Raw genomic sequence first — 17,490 nt, 5'->3', positions numbered from 1 at the left:
GTCATGTCAACCATCTTCGACTGCCGCGACGAGGCGCAGCTGCTCGCCGGGATGCGCAATGCGCGCCAGGCCATCGGCCGCGGCGAACTCATCGTCATGCCCACCGACACCGTCTACGGTGTCGCTGCCGACGCCTTCTCACCGACGGCCGTGCAGCGACTGCTCGATGCGAAGGGCCGCGGTCGCGACCAGCCGCCTCCCGTGCTGATCGGCTCGAAGGACACGCTCGCCGCCCTCGCGGAGTCGGTGCCGGAGCCCGTGCAGCGACTCGTCGACGCGTTCTGGCCCGGCGGCCTCACGATCGTGCTCCCCGCGCAGCCGTCTCTGGTCTGGGACCTGGGCGAGACGCTGGGGACCGTGGCCGTGCGGATGCCGGAGGGGCACGTCGCCCTCGAGCTGCTGGCCGAGACCGGACCGCTCGCCGTGTCGAGCGCCAACCTCACGGGGCGGGACGCCGCGATCTCGGCCCTCGACGCCGAGAAGATGCTGGGCGACAGCGTCGCGGTGTACCTCGCCGACGGCATGAGCAAGGACGGCATCGCCTCGACCATCGTCGACGCCACCTCGCTCGTGCGGCGCGGCGACGAAGAGCCCGGTCTCGTGCGCATCCTGCGGTACGGCGTCGTCACCCGCGAACAGCTGCACGAGGTGCTCGGCGACCTGCTCGAACCCGATGACATGCAGGAGCCGCACGAGGATCACACGCACGAGGATCACGCGGAGGAGCAGCAGGACGGGAATCCGTGAAGCAGTATCTGTTCACGATCGTCCTCACCGCCGTCCTCACCTTCGGGCTGACGTGGGCGGTCTGGCGTCTGAGCCTGCGCTTCAAGCTCTATCCCGGCATCCGCGACAGGGATGTGCACACCACGCCGACCCCACGGCTCGGCGGGGTCGCGATCTTCCTCGGCATCGCAGCCGCCTTCGCCTTCTCCGCGGCGAACCCCTTCTTCCAGAGCATCTGGATCCCGCCGATCACGATGTGGTCGATCCTCGGCGCCTCCTTCCTCATCGCCGTGATCGGCGTGGTCGACGATCTCTGGGACCTGGACTGGATGATCAAGCTCGGCGCCCAGTTCCTCGCGGCGGGCATCATCACCGTGGGCGGCGGGCTGCAGATCCTGTCGCTGCCGTTCGGCGATCTGATCGTGTTCTCGAGCTGGGTCAGCATCACGATGACGATGTTCGCCATCGTGATCGTCATGAACGCCGTGAACTTCATCGACGGACTCGACGGGCTCGTCGCCGGCGTCTGCCTCATCTCGAACGGCGTCTTCTTCGCCTACTCCTACATCTTCACGCGCGACTCCGGCGCCTCCAGCTACTTCAACCTCTCGACGTTCATCGCCGCGGTCCTCATCGGCGCGTGCCTCGGATTCCTTCCGCTCAACTGGAGCCCCGCGAAGCTGTTCATGGGCGATTCCGGGGCACTCGTCCTCGGGCTCCTGATGTCGACCTCGGCGATCGCGCTCACCGGGCAGATGGATCCGTCCGCCCTCGACCCGGAGCGCCTCGGACGCTCGCAGCTGCTCGGTGCGTTCATCCCGATCCTGCTGCCGCTCCTCGTCGTCCTGCTGCCGCTGCTCGACTTCGGGCTGGCCGTGCTGCGGCGTATGAACGCCGGCAAGTCGCCGTTCTCGCCGGATCGCAAGCACCTGCACCACCGGATGCTCGATCTCGGACACCGTGACCGCGACGCGGTCCTCATCTTCTACGCATGGACGGCCGTGATCTCGCTCGCGGTGCTGCTCATGTACGTCGGCGCACGCGAGGACTGGCCGGGCCAGTACCTGCCGGGCGTCGGCTTCGGCATCGTGGGCATCGCGGCCTGCCTCGTCATCACCCTCAGTCCTACCCGCCGCAGAAAACGTCCGGCAGCGGTTGTACCCGATCCGACACCCGTGGAGTCCTGATGAGTCCCAGTCCCGTTTCCAGCACGCCGATCCTGCGTCGCACCCTCATCTGGTCGGCGGTGGCCACCGCGGTGCTCGCGATCGTCGCGGGCGGGGTCGGATTCCTCGTCGCCCAGGGGGAGGGGCTCGTGAGCGGTCTGCTCGGAGTGCTCCTGTCCGCCCTGTTCCTGGCGATCACCGGGATCAGCATCCTCGTCGCGAACCGCTGGTACGGGGATCCGATCTACGTGCAGCTCTTCTTCGCGATCGTGCTCGGCGGATGGCTGCTGAAGCTCGGACTGTTCGTCGTGGTGATGATCCTCCTCGGCGGTCAGCCGTGGCTGCAGCCGATGGTCTTCTTCCTCTCGATCGTGGCCGGCGTCATCATGTCGCTCATCATCGACGTGCTGGTGCTGACGCGCATGCGCCTCCCCAACGTCAGCGACACCACGCTGCCGACCGAGGTGCCCGAGGATGTGGCGCCCGGCACGCAGAATCGGCCGGATGCAGGCACCTCCGAGGCGGGCCCGCGGTCTTAGGGCATCCTCAGATTCTGATAGTGTTGAGGAGTGCCCGCCGCTCGCCCGCGAGCGCTTGCGCTGATTGCACACCGACCATCGTCGCCCCGGTTTAGACCGGTGCCCCGAAGCTGGAGCCCGCGCTGTTTAATCTTGCTGCGACCCTGATCCCTCGACTCGCCACTGACGGCGAGTTCCACGGCCCGTCGATCGATGAGTTCTTCCCGGAGATCCTCTTCAACGCGTTCGGTGTCATCCCGGTGCACCGCATCCATCTGGTGCAGTTCCTCTCCGTCATCGCCGTGGTGCTGATCCTCTGGCTCGGCACCCGCCGTATGCGCGTGGTGCCCGGCCGTTTCCAGAGCCTCGTCGAGATGGGGCTCGGCCTCGTCCGCGGCAACATCGCCCACGACCTGCTCGGGCGCAAGGACGGCGATCGCTTCCTGCCGATCCTCACGACGATCTTCTTCATGGTGCTGTTCATGAACATCACCGGCATCATCCCGTTCCTGAACATCGCCGGAACCAGCATCGCGGCCGTGCCGCTGACCCTCGCGGTCGTGAGCTACGTGACCTTCATCTATGCGGGCATGCGACAGCACGGCTTCCGGTTCTTCAAGAACGCGCTCCTCCCTCAGGGAGTGCCGGGATTCGCCATGCCGATCGTCGCGATCATCGAGCTGCTCTCGACGTTCATCCTGCGGCCGGTCACGCTGATGCTCCGACTTCTGATGAACATGGTCGTGGGGCACATGCTCCTGGTGCTGTGCTTCGGAGCCACACAATTCTTCTTCTTCACCGTCGGCGGCGGCTGGGCCGCCCTCGGCGTCGGAACCCTCGCCTTCGGCGGCGCCTTCACTCTCTTCGAGATCCTGGTCGCCGTCCTGCAGGCATACGTCTTCACCGTCCTCACCGCGGTCTACATCCAGCTCGCGGTCGCAGAAGAGCACTGAGCGGGCGGGCATCAGCCCTCCCACCCAACGAAAGGAAAAACCCGTGGACGCAACTACGGTTCTCGCTGAAATCAACGGTCACATCGGGGCGGTCGGCTACGGCCTCGCAGCCATCGGCCCGGCCATCGGCGTGGGTATCGTCGTCGGCAAGACAATCGAGGGTGTCGCTCGTCAGCCCGAGCTGGCCGGTCGCCTTCAGGTCCTCATGTGGATCGGTATCGCCTTCACCGAGGCGCTCGCATTCGTCGGCATCGCCGTCGCATTCATCCCGTTCCCCGCGTAATTTCTACCGACTTCTGAAGGAGACAGGATGCTCAACGCTCTTGTCACGAACCTCGCGGCGGAGGGGGAACCGAAGAATCCCCTGATCCCCGAGTGGTACGACATCATCTGGTCGGGTCTGTGGTTCGTCATCATCCTCTTCGTCGTCTGGAAGTTCGCGCTTCCCCGGCTGACGACGATGCTCGACGAGCGTTCGGCTGCCATCGAGGGCAACATGGCGAAGGCTGACGAGGCGCAGAAGAAGGCCGAAGCAGCACTCGAGGAGTACACCCGCCAGCTGGCGGAGGCTCGCACCGAAGCCGGTGAGATCCGTGAGGCCGCCCGTGAGGACGGCAAGAAGATCGTCGCCGAGGCGAAGGATGCGGCTTCCAGCGAGGCCGCACGTCTCACCGCGACCGCGCACACGCAGATCGAGGCTGAGCGTCAGACCGCTCTCGTCTCGCTGCGCAGCGAGGTGGGCTCCCTGGCCCTCGACCTCGCCGGCGGTGTGGTCGGAGAGACCCTCTCCGACGACGCTCGTGCCACGGCTGTCGTCGATCGCTTCCTCGCCGATCTCGAAGCATCCGAGAAGGCGGCTCAGTAATGGGCAGCGCGACCACTCAGGCACTCGCGGCATCCATCGAGACGCTTGCCGCAGCGAAGGGCGTCACTCTCGACACCGCACGGGAGCTCTTCGCTGCCGCGCGCGCCGTGAGCGAGTCGTCCCAGCTGAGCGGCGCGCTTGCCGACCCGTCGGCTCCGGCCGACGCGCGACAGAACGTCGTCGCAGCGGTGTTCGGCGGGTTCTCTGCAGACGCCCAGAGCGTTCTGAAGACCGTCGTCTCCGAGCGCTGGTCGAACGCGGGCGAACTGCTGGACGGCATCGAGGAGCTCGCGATCCGCGCCGCAGCGATCGCGGAACCCGGCGCCGACATCGAGGCGGAGCTCTTCAGCTTCTCCCGGGTGATCGCCGCCAATGCCGAGCTGGAACTCGCCCTGGGCAGCCGCCTCGGGGGAGCAGACGCCAAGGTCGCACTCGTCGAGCGCCTGCTCGCCGACGGCGGCTCCAGCGCTCCGGTCACGCTGATCGTCTCCTCGCTCGTGCGCCAGCCGCGCGGGCGGCGTGTGCGCCAGCTGCTCAACCGCGCCACGCGCATCGTCTCGAGCCAGCACGGTCGAGTCGTGGCCACGGTCCACAGTGCGTCCGAGCTCAACGACGCGCAGCGCACCCGTCTCAGCGACGCGCTCTCGCAGCGCTACGACGGCAAGGTCACGCTCAACGTCGTCATCGACCCCGCCGTTCTCGGAGGCCTGCGCGTGCAGATCGCCGACGACGTCATCGACGGCAGCATCTCCGCTCGACTCGCCGACCTTCGCCAGAAGCTCGCGGGCTAACACGACTTCGCGCGGGGAACCGCGCACCCAGATACAAAGGGAAGACAATGGCAGAACTATCGATCAGCCCCGACGTCATCCGTGACGCGCTGAAGGACTTCGCCGCCGCCTACGAGCCCACCGGGGCCGCGGCGACCGAGGTCGGCACCGTCATCGACGCCGCGGATGGAATCGCGCACGTCGAGGGCCTGCCCGGCGTCATGGCGAACGAACTCCTCACCTTCGCCAACGGCACCAAGGGTCTCGCGCTGAGCCTCGACCAGCACCAGATCGGTGTCGTCGTCCTCGGCGACTTCGCCGGTGTCGAAGCCGGCCAGGAGGTCACCCGCACCGGCGAGGTCCTCTCGGTCCCCGTCGGCGACGGCTACCTCGGCCGCGTCGTCGACCCGCTCGGCAACCCGATCGACGGCCTCGGCTCGATCGCGACCGAAGCCAGCCGCGAGCTGGAGCTGCAGGCGCCCGGCGTCATGCAGCGCAAGTCGGTCCACGAGCCCATGCAGACCGGCATTAAGGCCATCGACGCGATGATCCCGGTCGGCCGTGGACAGCGTCAGCTGATCATCGGCGACCGCCAGACCGGTAAGACGGCCATCGCGATCGACACGATCATCAACCAGAAGGACAACTGGGAGTCCGGCGACGTCAACAAGCAGGTGCGCTGCATCTACGTCGCCATCGGTCAGAAGGGCTCGACCATCGCTTCGGTGAAGGGCGCGCTCGAAGAGGCCGGCGCCCTGGAGTACACCACGATCGTGGCGGCTCCGGCATCCGACCCCGCCGGCTTCAAGTACCTCGCTCCCTACACGGGCTCCGCGATCGGTCAGCACTGGATGTACGGCGGCAAGCACGTCCTCATCATCTTCGACGACCTGTCGAAGCAGGCCGAGGCCTACCGCGCCGTGTCGCTCCTCCTGCGCCGTCCGCCGGGCCGCGAGGCCTACCCGGGTGACGTCTTCTACCTGCACTCCCGTCTGCTGGAGCGTTGCGCGAAGCTGTCCGACGAGCTCGGCGCCGGATCGATGACGGGTCTCCCGATCATCGAGACGAAGGCGAACGACGTCTCGGCGTACATCCCGACCAACGTGATCTCGATCACCGACGGCCAGATCTTCCTCCAGTCCGACCTCTTCAACGCCAACCAGCGTCCGGCGGTCGACGTGGGTATCTCCGTCTCGCGAGTCGGTGGCGACGCGCAGGTGAAGTCGATCAAGAAGGTCTCCGGAACGTTGAAGCTGGAGCTCGCGCAGTACCGCTCGCTCGAGGCGTTCGCGATGTTCGCGTCCGACCTCGACCAGGCGTCGCGTCGTCAGCTCTCCCGCGGTGCGCGTCTGACCGAGCTGCTCAAGCAGCCGCAGTACTCGCCGTACCCCGTCGAGGAGCAGGTCGTCTCGATCTGGGCCGGAACGAAGGGCAAGCTCGACACGATCGAGGTCTCCGACGTGCTCCGCTTCGAGCGCGAGCTCCTGGATTACCTGCGTCGCAACACCAAGGTCCTCGAGACCCTGCGCGAGACCAACGTCCTCGATGACGACACGGTCGCAGAGCTCGAGAAGCACACCGATGCCTTCGTCCTGGAATTCCAGGGTGGCAAGGGACACGCCATCGGCGCTCCCGGTCACGAAGAGCACGAGGCGGCCGAGGCGGAGGACGTCAACCAGGAGAAGATCGTCAAGGGTCGTCGCGCGTAACCGCGTGAGGTACTGATTTCATGGGCGCTCAACTCAGGGTCTACAAGCAGAAGATCTCTTCTGCTCAGACGACCAAGAAGATCACGAAGGCGATGGAACTCATCGCGGCTTCGCGCATCCAGAAGGCGATGGCACGCGTCAAGGCGTCCAGCCCCTTCGCGCGAGCCGTGACGAGGGCTGTCTCTGCCGTCGCGACGCACTCGAACGTCGACCACCCGCTCACCCGCGAGCCCGAGACGATCCGCCGCTCCGCGGTCGTGATCTTCTCGTCGGACCGCGGTCTCGCCGGAGCCTTCAACTCGCAGATCCTCCGTGAGGGTCTCGAGGTGGCGGAGCTCCTGCGCGGGCAGGGCAAGGAGCCGGTGTTCTACCTCGTCGGTCGCAAGGCCGTCGGCTACTTCCAGTTCCGTCGCATCGCGGCGGCCGCGGAGTGGACCGGCGACACCGACACCCCGTCGTTCCACACCGCGGAAGAGATCTCGCAGCAGCTGCTCGAGGACTTCAACCGCGGCGCGGACGAGGGCGGCGTCGACGAGATCCACCTCGTGTACAACCGTTTCGTCAGCATGATGACGCAGACGCCGGAGTCCGTGCGCCTGCTTCCGCTGGAGATCTCGGAAGCCGACGAGTCGGAGGCGGGGAACACCGTCTACCCGCTCTACGAATTCGAGCCGGATGCCGAGACCGTGCTGGACGCGATCCTGCCGGTGTACATCCAGAGCCGCGTCTTCAACGCTCTCCTGCAGTCGTCGGCCGCCAAGCAGGCCGCGACGCAGAAGGCGATGAAGTCCGCCAGCGACAACGCCGACAAGCTCATCACCGACTACACCCGTCTGCGCAACAACGCGCGCCAGGCGGAGATCACGCAGCAGATCGCAGAGATCGTCGGCGGCGCCGACGCGCTCTCGTCGAGCAAATAGACCATCAGGAAAGAGACGAAAATGACCCCCACCGCCACGGCTGACCAGCCGGCGACCGCGGTCGTCGGGCGCGTCGCACGCGTCAACGGTCCGGTTGTCGACATCGAGTTCCCGCATGACTCGATCCCCGACATCTACAACGCACTGAAGACCACGATCGTGATCGGCGACTCCTCCGTCGAGATCACGCTCGAGGTCGCTCAGCACCTCGGCGACGACCTCGTTCGCGCCATCGCCCTGAAGCCGACCGACGGCATCGTCCGCGGCCAGGAGGTTCGCGACACCGGTGAGGCCATCTCGGTCCCCGTCGGCGACGTCACCAAGGGCAAGGTCTTCAACGTCATCGGCGAGGTCCTGAACCTCGAGCCCGGCGAGACGATCGAGGTCACGGAGCGGTGGCCCATCCACCGCAAGGCCCCGAACTTCGACCAGCTCGAGTCGAAGACCACCATGTTCGAGACCGGCATCAAGTCGATCGACCTCCTGACCCCCTACGTTCTGGGTGGAAAGATCGGCCTGTTCGGTGGAGCCGGTGTCGGAAAGACCGTCCTCATCCAGGAGATGATCCAGCGCGTCGCGCAGGACCACGGTGGTGTGTCGGTGTTCGCCGGTGTCGGTGAGCGCACCCGTGAGGGCAACGACCTGATCCACGAGATGGAAGAGGCGGGTGTCTTCGACAAGACCGCCCTCGTCTTCGGCCAGATGGACGAGCCGCCGGGAACGCGTCTGCGCGTCGCCCTCTCGGCTCTGACGATGGCGGAGTACTTCCGTGACGTGCAGAAGCAGGACGTGCTGCTCTTCATCGACAACATCTTCCGCTTCACGCAGGCCGGTTCCGAGGTCTCCACGCTTCTCGGCCGCATGCCGTCCGCGGTGGGATACCAGCCGAACCTCGCCGACGAGATGGGTGTGCTCCAGGAGCGCATCACCTCGACCCGCGGTCACTCGATCACCTCGCTGCAGGCGATCTACGTCCCCGCCGACGACTACACCGACCCGGCTCCGGCGACCACCTTCGCCCACCTCGATGCGACGACCGAGCTCTCTCGTGAGATCGCGTCGAAGGGTCTGTACCCGGCCATCGACCCGCTGACCTCGACGTCGCGGATCATGGACCCCCGGTACTTGGGCGAGGACCACTACCGCGTCGCGACCACCGTCAAGCAGATCCTCCAGAAGAACAAGGAACTGCAGGAGATCATCGCGATCCTCGGTGTCGACGAGCTCTCCGAGGAAGACAAGATCGTCGTGTCGCGTGCACGTCGCATCCAGCAGTTCCTCTCGCAGAACACCTACATGGCGAAGAAGTTCACCGGTGTCGAGGGTTCGACCGTGCCGCTGAAGGAGACCATCGAGTCGTTCGATGCGATCACCCGCGGTGACTTCGACCACGTCGCCGAGCAGGCCTTCTTCAACGTCGGTGGCATCAACGACGTCGAAGAGCAGTGGGCGAAGATCCAGAAGGAGAACGGCTGACCATGGCGCTCAACGTGAGCCTGGTCTCCGCCGACGCGGAGGTCTGGACGGGAGAGGCGAGCCTCGTGGTCGCCAAGACCGTCGAGGGTGAGATCGGCTTCATGACCGGCCACGAGCCGGTGCTGGCCATCCTCGCCGAGGGTCAGGTCCGGATCACCCAGACCGATGGCACCAAGGTGCTGGCGAACGCGCAGGACGGGTTCCTCTCCATGGAGGGCGACACCCTGACGATCGTCGCCGGCAACGCCGCTCTCATCGCCTAGCAGTTCTGTTCCACACGTCCGCCCCGGACCGTCCCGCGCTCACTCGTGAGCGTCGGACGTCCGGGGCGGTCGCGTCTTTCCCCGAGGTCCCATGAAGATCCTGCTTCCTCCCTCCGAGACCAAGCGCTCCGGCGGGGACGGTGCTCCGTTGGAACTCGCGTCGTTGGCCCTGCCCGGCCTGCATGCGCATCGTTCGGCGACCGTCGATGCCCTCATCGATCTCGCCGCCGATGAGGAGGCCGCGCGGCGCGTCCTGAAGCTCAGCGAGCGCCAAGCGGGCGACATCCTGCACAACAGGACGCTGCGCACGGCACCGACGATGCCGGCGATCGACCGGTACACCGGCGTCCTCTTCGATGCGCTGGACGCGGCATCGCTGTCCACGGCGTCCCGCCGCTGGCTGGGCGAGCACGTGTGGATCCACAGCGCGCCCCTCGGGCCCGTCGGCGCCCTGGACGGGCTTCCGGCCTACCGGCTCGCCGCGGGAACGTCGGTGCCCGGGCTGCCTGCGCTGCGTCGGCACTGGGCGGATGCGACGTCGTCGGCCATCGCGGAGTCGGAGCCGCCGTTCGTGCTCGACCTGCGGAGCGAGGCGTATGTGGCGCTCGGTCCCGTCCCGGCATCCGTCCCCTCCTCGTACATCCGTGTCGTGACCGAGCACGGGCGGGCGCTCAACCATTTCAACAAGAAGTCCAAGGGGCTGCTCGTGCGGGCGCTGGCGGAAGATCGCCCGCGTATCGCGTCGGTGCGGGCTCTGCGCCGCTGGGCGACCGCGCGGGACATCGTCCTCCGCGACACCGAGGAAGCCGGAGTTCTGGAGCTCGTCGTCGCTGAGTGACGCCGCGTGTCGGCCGGTATATCTCTCCCGCGTGTTTCGTTGCCCGCCCCCATGCGCACCGCTACCATGTCCAATGCGAGGCGGTCGCTTCGTTTGCGGGGGGCGAGAGCCGTCTCCCGAGACCAAAGAATGTGAGTCTCATGGGTTACGACGACTACGGAACGGGCTATGTCGGCCTGCTCCTCGCATATTCTTTCGTGATCTTCCTGATCGCGATCGCCAGCTACGTGCTGGGCGCCATCTTCTACATGAAGATCTTCGAGAAGGCCGGTGTGCAGGGCAAGTGGCGCGCCTGGGTGCCTGTCTACAACATCATGATCTTCTTCAAGCTCGGTGACCTCAGCCCGTGGCTGGTGCTCTACGGCATCGGTGGCGCTGCGCTCCTCAGCTGGATCGGCATCGGCTTCATCTTCTCGATCGGTCTCGCCGTCTTCTCCGCGATCGCCGCCTGGCGCATCGGACTCAAGCTGCAGAAGGATGCGGTCTGGGTCGTGCTCTACGTGCTCCTGAGCGTCGTGTGGCTGGGTATCAACGCGTTCGACAAGTCGCGCTGGAACCCGAACATCCAGCCCGCCTCCTGGGCGGGCAACGGCTTCCTCGGCGACCGGACGGTGTGGGACGGCATCCCCGTCCAGCCCGCGGCCGCTGCGCCGCAGCAGGGCTACGGTGCAGCCCCCCAGGGGTACGCGCCGCCGGCACAGCCCGGATACGCGCCGCCCGCGCAGCCCGGATACGCGCCGCCGGCTCAGCCCGGATACGCGCCGCCTGCGGCTCCGGCCGCTCCGGCGACCGGCGCTCCCGTGCCCCCGGCGCAGCCGAGCACGCCTCCGGCACCTCCGGCAGCGCCCCCGGCCACTCCGCCGGCACCTCCCGCGGCTCCGCCGGCAGCTCCGCCTGCACCGCCGTCCGACCCCACGCAGCCTCCCGCGTGATCGTCTGACACAGGGCCCTCGACTTCGGTCGGGGGCCCTGTGCCGTGTCCGCGGCCCGGCGATCCGGGGCGACGGATCCGGGCGCTAACGTGGTGAGCATGGTCATCTCGCAGCGCCGTGTCGGCGCCTCCGGTCTCCTGGTCTCGGCCACCGGACTCGGCTGCAACAACTTCGGACGGGCAGGGACGGTCACCGAGACGATCGCCGGCACTCGCGAGGTCATCGACGCGGCGATCGCCAACGGCATCACCCTGCTCGACACCGCCGACATGTACGGTGCCGTCGCCGGGGCGAGCGAGTCGCTGATGGGGGAGGCGCTGGAGGGTCGGCGCGACCGCGTCGTGCTGGCCACGAAGTTCGGTCAGGAACGCGACATGGGCTACGAGTTCCCGGGGGCGCGAGGTTCGCGCCGCTACATGCGCCGCGCGGTGGAGGAGTCACTGCGGCGGCTGCGCACCGACTGGATCGACCTCTACCAGTTGCACCTTCCCGATCCCGGCACGCCCATCGCCGAGACGACCGACGCGCTCGATGAGCTCGTGCGCGAAGGGAAGATCCGTTACTACGGGCATTCGAACCTGCCGGGATGGCAGATCGCGGAGGCGGAGTTCACCTCCCGGGAGCGGTCGACCGGCCGCTTCATCTCCGCCCAGAACCACTACTCGCTCCTGGCTCGCGCGGCCGAGCGCGAAGTGCTTCCCGCGGTCGAACGGTACGGCCTCGGATTCTTCCCCTACTTCCCGCTGCACAACGGACTGCTGACGGGCAAGTTCACCCGCGAGGGCGGTCCGGAATCGAGCCGGATCATGTCCGCGCGCCGCCACGTCTGGGAGGACGCACCCTGGGACGCCCTCGACGCATTCCGCCTCTTCTGCGACGAACGCGGGATCACTATGCTGCAGGCCTCCTTCGGGTGGCTGCTGTCGCACCCGGTCGTGTCGAGCGTCATCGCCGGTGCGACATCGGCTGCTCAGGTGGAGGCGAATGCCGCAGCAGGAGACGCCTGGCGACCCGATGCCACCGACCTGGAGATCATCGACCGACTGTTCCCGCTGCCCGACGATCCGGGCGCCCGGGTGTGATCGGTGAAGAGGAGTTCCACTACGATGTGTGAGTATCCTGCGCTCGCCCGATCCGCCGCAGGTCCATCGGAGGCAGCACGTGGCTGAGACGACGAAGACGCACAGCATCACGATCGCGCAGCGCCCGCTGCAGCTGTCGTGGGCGGGCGTCACCGATCTGGGGCGTCGTCGTGAGACGAACCAGGATGCGTTCCTGGCCGAGTACCCGCTGTTCATCGTCGCCGACGGAATGGGCGGTCATGCCGGCGGCGAGATCGCCAGTCGCAGCACCGTCGCGAGGCTCGAGGCGATCGTCGAGTCCGGCGAGGTCGACCGGGAGGCTATCGAGAACGCGCTCGAGCTCGCGGTCGCCGACATCGCGGATCATCCCGAGACGACCGACGAGGGCACTGGGACCACGCTCACCGGGGTGTACCTCGACGTCGCGGGTGACGAGCCGCAGTGGGTCTCGCTGAACATCGGCGACTCCCGCGTCTATCTGCTCCGCGACGACCGGCTGGTGCAGGTGACCACGGACCACTCCGTGGTGCAGGAGCTCATCGCGGCGGGCAAGCTGAGCCCGGAAGAGGCCGAGGGCCACCCGTACAGCAACGTGATCACGCGCGCGGTCGGCGCGAGCGAGCTCACTCCTCCGGACTACCTCACGATCGACGTCCGCCCGGGGGATCGCTTCGTGATCTGCTCCGACGGGCTCACGAAAGAGCTCACCGATTACGGGATCCAGCACTTCCTGCGCGAGAACGCCGATCCGGGAGACGCCGTCGACGCGATGCTCGCGGCGGCGCTGGAGAACGGCGGCCGCGACAATGTGACGCTCGTGATCGTGCAGGTGAGCGCGACGGAGGAGTCGTCCTCCACAGACGGCGACACCTCGGAGTAACCGCCGGCACCTGTGGACAGCGCGGTTCACGGGCAGATCGTGCTGTGCACTGAGGGATATGGAATCCCTTCCGATCGCGCTCCCCGCCGCTGCTCCGCCGCCACGGAAGCCCTCGCTGCCGTTCATGGCGGCGATCGTGCCCATCGCCGCCGGAGTGGTGCTCTGGCTCGTCACCGGGTCGTTGTTCGCGCTCTGCTTCGCCGCGCTCGGGCCGCTGATGATCGTCGCGTCCCTGGTCGACGCGGCGCGGACCAGACGGCGCGACCGGCGCAGAAACGACGCCGAGGCCGAGGAGGCATGGGCCGTGGCGGAGCAGGCGCTGGACCGGAGGCAGCGCGAGGAGCGCGCCGCACGGTGGCTCCGAGAGCCGGATGCCGCGTCGTGCCTCGCACATCCGCCGCTCCGAGGTGCGCACGCGCCCGATGCGTCGACGGACCTCGTGGTGGGCAGTGGCACCACACCCAGCGGTATCCGCTGCGGTGGCGGCGATGACGCCCGTGCGCGGGACTTCCGTGAGCGGTGCGCGAAGCTGCATGACGCGCCATTGGTCGTGCCGCTGGGAGGCGGCGTCTGCCTGCGCGGCCCCGAGCCCCTGGTGGCGTCGGCGGCGCGGGCCCTGGCGATGCAGCTCTGTCTGCGCTTCCGCAGCGCCCAGCTGTCGCTCGTAGGGGTCGAGCTCGAACGATGGGGCCTCGAGTCGCTGCCACACGCCCTGCGAGCGCGTCGCGGCGGATTCCGTCTGGGCATCGCGGTGGCGGGCGCGGTGCCCATCGATGCCGACGCCGTGATCTGGCAGGCCGAGACCGGAACCGAGGTGCCCGACGGCGTCACGACCGTGATCGACATCGGCGAGCCGCGATCCGCCTCGCTGCGCACGCCCCACGGCATCGTCTCCCTCTCCGTGGAGTGCCTCTCGCTCGCTCAGACGGAGGCGATCGCACGGGACTGCGCGGAGCAGGCCGGAGATGCCGACCTGCTGCCGGTGGCGGTCGCGATGCACGACCTCGGGCAGTCGCGCGGGGATCACGGTCTCCCCGCCGCCATCGGCCGGAGCGTGCACGGAGAGATCGTGGTCGACATCGTCGAGGACGGTCCGCATGCGATCGTCACCGGAACCACCGGCACGGGCAAGAGCGAGCTGCTCGTGACCTGGGTCACCGCGATCGCCGCGTCCAACGGTCCCGACCGCGTCACGTTCGTGCTCGCGGACTTCAAGGGAGGCACCGCGTTCGAACCGCTGCGCGAGCTTCCCCAGGTGGCCGCGGTCATCACCGACCTCGACGAGGACGGAGCTCGGCGCGGCGTCTCCAGCCTCACCGCCGAGCTGCGGCACAGGGAAGCGGTGCTGGCTGCGGCCGGCGCACGAGACGTGCGCGACGTCGCCCTGCCTCGGTTGATCATCGTCGTCGACGAGTTCGCCGCTCTGCTGCAGGAGCATTCGGATCTCGGCGCCGTCTTCACCGATGTGGCCGCGCGTGGTCGTGCCCTCGGCATGCATCTGATCCTCGGCACGCAGCGCGCCGCCGGTGTCGTGCGCGACGCTCTGGCCGCCAACTGTCCGCTGCGGGTGAGTCTGCGGGTCGGCGATCCGGCAGACAGCAGGGTCGTCATCGGGACCGACGCCGCCGCCGAGATCCCGGGCGGTGCCGCGTCGCGAGGCATCGCTCTGGTGCGGCGGCCCGAGGACCGCGAGCCGGTGGCGGCACGCGTCGCCCTGACGAGTGCGTCGGATCTCCGGAGCGTGGCCTTGCGCTGGGCCGCGACCGCACGTTCGCGGAGTCCCTGGCTGCCCGCCCTGCCGGCGCACATTCCGCTCGCGGACCTCGAGGACGATGCGGCCGCGGTGTCGAACGGCACCGTCGTCCTCGGGCGGAGCGACATCCCCGAGCAGCAGGCGCAGCCGTTGGAACTCCTGACGTGCGGCGTCGAGCGAGGCATCGCGATCGTCGGCGCGCCCGGCTCGGGCCGCACCGCGGCGTTGCGGACCATCGCCGTGCAGCGGGCAGATGCCCTGTGGGTGCCACATGATGCGGAACGCGCGTGGGACGCCGTCGCGGCGTGGGCGAGCGGTGCCGAGCGGATGCCGTCGCTGCTGCTCTGCGACGATCTGGATGCGCTCGTCGCCGCCTACCCTCCGGAGCACGCCCAGCAGTTCGGTCAGCGGTGGGAGCAGCTCCTGCGGGCCGGCGGCGGCACGACGGTCGTGGTGACCGCTGCGCGCACCTCGGGGCCGATCGGACGACTCCTCGATCCGCTCCCGCGACGGGCGCTGCTGCGGATGCCGAGTCGGGTCGAGCACCTGGCCGCAGGGGGAGAGGCCTCCGCATTCGTGCGCGACCGCGCGCCAGGGAGAGCGAGCATCGGCGGGCGGGAAGTCCAGTTCGCCTGGGTCGAGAACGGCAGCCTCGCGGCGCCGGTCGAACACCCTGCGGAGGCGTGGCGACCGCAGACCCGCCTGACCGGTGTCGTGAGTTCCGGCGGTCCGGCGCTGGTGCCCCTGCTGCGCGCCGCTCATCCGGAGTGCGAGGTGCTCCTCGCGGGCGCGGATCTGCTCGTCCCGTCGGAGCCGTGCATCCTCGTGGCCGACGCGGAGACGTGGCAGCGCAGCTGGTCCCTGTGGCAGCGGATCCGCGCCGAAGGAGAGGCCCTCATCCGCGTCGAGCAGCCCGGAGATCTGCGCCAGCTCGCCGGGGTGCGGGAGCTGCCGCCCTTCGCACGCCCGCACGCCGGTCGCGCGTGGTCGATCCGCGGAGCAGGATCGCCCCGCCGGGTCGTCGTACCGGCGCTCGCGCCGGTCATCGCGCCGAGGTGAGGCACCTCGATGCAGCGCAGGCCGTCAGATGCCGCTGCCGGGGCGGATGCTGCCGACGACGTCGCCCCCACCGAGCACGGAGAGCGGAAGAGCCGCACCGAGAGCCGCGACGTCGGCCTCGGCCAGGGCTCCGGCCCGGGAGAGCAGAGTAGCGGCGACGATGGTCGAGGCGCGTGCAGCCCCGTCGAGCATCTTCAGCGCGACCGTGGTGCCGCTCGGTGCGACCATGACCATCACGCCCTCGGCGCCGCCCTTGGTGAACACACCGAGCTTCTCGATCGCGATCGTGTCGGGGCGACCGGGACCCTCGATCGTCCAGGGGTTCTCACGCACGGCCCGCACGAGCGAGCCCGCGACCCGGTGCAGGGCGAACGGGGAACGATCCGACGCGGTGCCGATCCGGTGGACGGCACGGGCGAGACCGGTCAGCGTCAGCGCGTGCACGGGCGCCCCGCAGCCGTCGATCGCCGTGTGTGCGATCTTCTCGCCCGACAGGCGCTCGACGACCTCGCGGATGTGCGCCTGCAGGGGGTGGCCCGGATCGAGATACCCGTCCGTCGACCAGCCGGTCGCGACGCACGCGCGGAGCATCGCGGCGTGCTTGCCGGAGCAGTTCATGCGCACCCGCGCCGCCTGGCCGTGCTCGCGCACGAGTTCGTCACGCGTCCCGGAGTCGCTCGGCCACGCCGGCGGGCATCCGAGGTGATCCTCCGTGAGACCGCCCTCGGTGAGCATGTCGCGCACCACCGACGCATGGCGGTCCGTCCCGCTGTGGCTCGCGGTCGACAGCGCGAGCTGCTCGCCCTCGAGGACCGCGCCCGCCGTGATGCACGCGACGGCCTGCAGGGGCTTGAGGCTGGAGCGCGGAAGGATCAGCGCGTCGGCATTGCCGAGACGGGTGACGACCTCCCCGTCGGGCGAGAGCACGACGGCAGCACCCGCATGGCGGGACTCGACGAATCCGCTGCGTTCGACGACGGCGAGTTCCACGGAATCCTGAACGGTGAGAGTCTCCAGCACTCCTCGATCCTATCGCCGCGCCCCTCCGGGCCCTGGCAGACTTGACGCATGGCAGAGCAGTCGACACCCCGCGCCCTCGGCGAGCACCACTACGCGCTCACCTCCGTCTGGACCGGCAACACCGGCACCGGAACCAGCGGATATCGCGACTACCGGCGTGACGTGAGCATCGAGGTGGACGGCAAGCCGGAGCTGCTGGCTTCGGCGGACAAGCCCTTCCGCGGAGATGCGACACGGTGGAACCCGGAGGACATGCTCCTGGCCTCGCTGTCCGAATGCCATCTGCTCTCGTACCTCCACGCGTGCGTGACGGCCGGAGTCGTCGTCGTGTCGTACCACGATCAGGCGACCGGGATGATGCGCGAGAACGGCGCAGGGGGTGGAGCCTTCGTCGAGGTGATGCTGCGCCCCGAGGTCGTGGTCGCCGAGGCGTCGATGATCGAGGCGGCGGAGCGTGCGCACGCCCAGGCGAACGAGTGGTGCTTCATCGCCAACTCGATGAACTTCCCGGTGCGGCACGAGGCCACGGTGACCGCTCGCGCCTAGAGCGGAGGGCGCCG

The 17,490-nt window shown here is 68.4% G+C and carries 18 protein-coding genes; 17 read left to right on the top strand and 1 reads right to left on the bottom strand.

All coding sequences use genetic code 11. From position 1 onward, the window contains the following. Positions 1 to 3: 3 nt before the first annotated feature. The 16 genes from LC452_RS12140 to LC452_RS12065 all read left to right on the top strand — a co-directional run bounded on the left by LC452_RS12140 (position 4) and on the right by LC452_RS12065 (position 15,910). The gene (locus LC452_RS12140; RefSeq protein ID WP_223625626.1) at positions 4 to 747 is read left to right on the top strand and encodes an L-threonylcarbamoyladenylate synthase; all 744 of its coding nucleotides are present in this window, start codon (positions 4 to 6) and stop codon (positions 745 to 747) included. Further along, on the top strand, positions 744 to 1,913 hold the full coding sequence (locus LC452_RS12135) for an MraY family glycosyltransferase (protein ID WP_223625623.1): 1,170 nt from the start codon (positions 744 to 746) through the stop codon (positions 1,911 to 1,913). The genes LC452_RS12140 and LC452_RS12135 overlap by 4 nt, the downstream gene beginning before the upstream one ends. Further along, positions 1,913 to 2,431 (top strand): hypothetical protein, encoded by a 519-nt coding sequence (locus LC452_RS12130; RefSeq protein WP_223625620.1) that lies wholly within the window; start codon positions 1,913 to 1,915, stop codon positions 2,429 to 2,431. Before LC452_RS12135 ends, LC452_RS12130 begins: the two co-directional genes overlap by 1 nt. A 143-nt stretch (positions 2,432 to 2,574) precedes the next feature. Further along, positions 2,575 to 3,363: a F0F1 ATP synthase subunit A gene (gene atpB, locus LC452_RS12125; protein WP_223627644.1), complete on the top strand. Its 789-nt coding sequence runs from the start codon at positions 2,575 to 2,577 to the stop codon at positions 3,361 to 3,363. Between the two features lie 43 nt (positions 3,364 to 3,406). After that, entirely contained in the window at positions 3,407 to 3,646 is a 240-nt protein-coding gene (gene atpE / locus LC452_RS12120) for an ATP synthase F0 subunit C (RefSeq protein WP_045265023.1), read from the top strand. A 27-nt stretch (positions 3,647 to 3,673) separates the two neighbouring features. After that, a complete protein-coding gene (locus LC452_RS12115) occupies positions 3,674 to 4,228 on the top strand; it encodes a F0F1 ATP synthase subunit B (RefSeq protein ID WP_223625617.1) in 555 nt (184 codons plus the stop codon). Further along, on the top strand, positions 4,228 to 5,019 hold the full coding sequence (locus LC452_RS12110) for a F0F1 ATP synthase subunit delta (RefSeq protein ID WP_223625615.1): 792 nt from the start codon (positions 4,228 to 4,230) through the stop codon (positions 5,017 to 5,019). The genes LC452_RS12115 and LC452_RS12110 overlap by 1 nt, the downstream gene beginning before the upstream one ends. A 47-nt stretch (positions 5,020 to 5,066) precedes the next feature. Next, on the top strand, positions 5,067 to 6,707 hold the full coding sequence (gene atpA, locus LC452_RS12105) for a F0F1 ATP synthase subunit alpha (protein ID WP_223625612.1): 1,641 nt from the start codon (positions 5,067 to 5,069) through the stop codon (positions 6,705 to 6,707). 20 nt (positions 6,708 to 6,727) lie between these two features. Then, positions 6,728 to 7,627: a F0F1 ATP synthase subunit gamma gene (locus LC452_RS12100; protein WP_223625609.1), complete on the top strand. Its 900-nt coding sequence runs from the start codon at positions 6,728 to 6,730 to the stop codon at positions 7,625 to 7,627. Positions 7,628 to 7,648: 21 nt separating this feature from the next. Continuing rightward, positions 7,649 to 9,103, top strand: coding sequence for a F0F1 ATP synthase subunit beta (atpD, locus tag LC452_RS12095; RefSeq protein ID WP_223625606.1), 1,455 nt, complete (start codon positions 7,649 to 7,651; stop codon positions 9,101 to 9,103). Positions 9,104 to 9,105: 2 nt separating this feature from the next. Further along, positions 9,106 to 9,366 (top strand): F0F1 ATP synthase subunit epsilon, encoded by a 261-nt coding sequence (locus LC452_RS12090; RefSeq protein ID WP_046014456.1) that lies wholly within the window; start codon positions 9,106 to 9,108, stop codon positions 9,364 to 9,366. A 91-nt stretch (positions 9,367 to 9,457) separates the two neighbouring features. Beyond that, a complete protein-coding gene (locus tag LC452_RS12085; RefSeq protein ID WP_223625604.1) occupies positions 9,458 to 10,204 on the top strand; it encodes a YaaA family protein in 747 nt (248 codons plus the stop codon). A 140-nt stretch (positions 10,205 to 10,344) separates the two neighbouring features. After that, on the top strand, positions 10,345 to 11,136 hold the full coding sequence (locus LC452_RS12080) for a large exoprotein (RefSeq protein WP_223625601.1): 792 nt from the start codon (positions 10,345 to 10,347) through the stop codon (positions 11,134 to 11,136). Between the two features lie 98 nt (positions 11,137 to 11,234). Then, entirely contained in the window at positions 11,235 to 12,218 is a 984-nt protein-coding gene (locus LC452_RS12075; RefSeq protein ID WP_223625599.1) for an aldo/keto reductase, read from the top strand. 79 nt (positions 12,219 to 12,297) lie between these two features. Continuing rightward, a complete protein-coding gene (locus LC452_RS12070; RefSeq protein ID WP_223625596.1) occupies positions 12,298 to 13,098 on the top strand; it encodes a PP2C family serine/threonine-protein phosphatase in 801 nt (266 codons plus the stop codon). Between the two features lie 58 nt (positions 13,099 to 13,156). Then, positions 13,157 to 15,910: an FtsK/SpoIIIE domain-containing protein gene (locus LC452_RS12065; protein WP_223625593.1), complete on the top strand. Its 2,754-nt coding sequence runs from the start codon at positions 13,157 to 13,159 to the stop codon at positions 15,908 to 15,910. A gap of 24 nt (positions 15,911 to 15,934) precedes the next feature. Here LC452_RS12065 and LC452_RS12060 read toward each other — a convergent pair whose 3' ends face one another. Next, entirely contained in the window at positions 15,935 to 16,930 is a 996-nt protein-coding gene (locus LC452_RS12060) for an asparaginase (RefSeq protein ID WP_223625590.1), read from the bottom strand. A gap of 48 nt (positions 16,931 to 16,978) precedes the next feature. Between LC452_RS12060 and LC452_RS12055 the strand changes: the two genes are divergently transcribed. Then, positions 16,979 to 17,476, top strand: a complete 498-nt coding sequence (locus LC452_RS12055) for an OsmC family protein (protein WP_223625587.1) — start codon at positions 16,979 to 16,981, stop codon at positions 17,474 to 17,476. Positions 17,477 to 17,490 lie beyond the last annotated feature (14 nt).

The organism is Microbacterium sp. EST19A, from assembly GCF_019969685.1.
In the GTDB taxonomy this organism is placed as follows: Bacteria; Actinomycetota; Actinomycetes; order Actinomycetales; family Microbacteriaceae; genus Microbacterium.
Note: the sequence above shows the minus strand (reverse complement) of the source record. Positions and strands in the feature narration are given on the sequence as shown.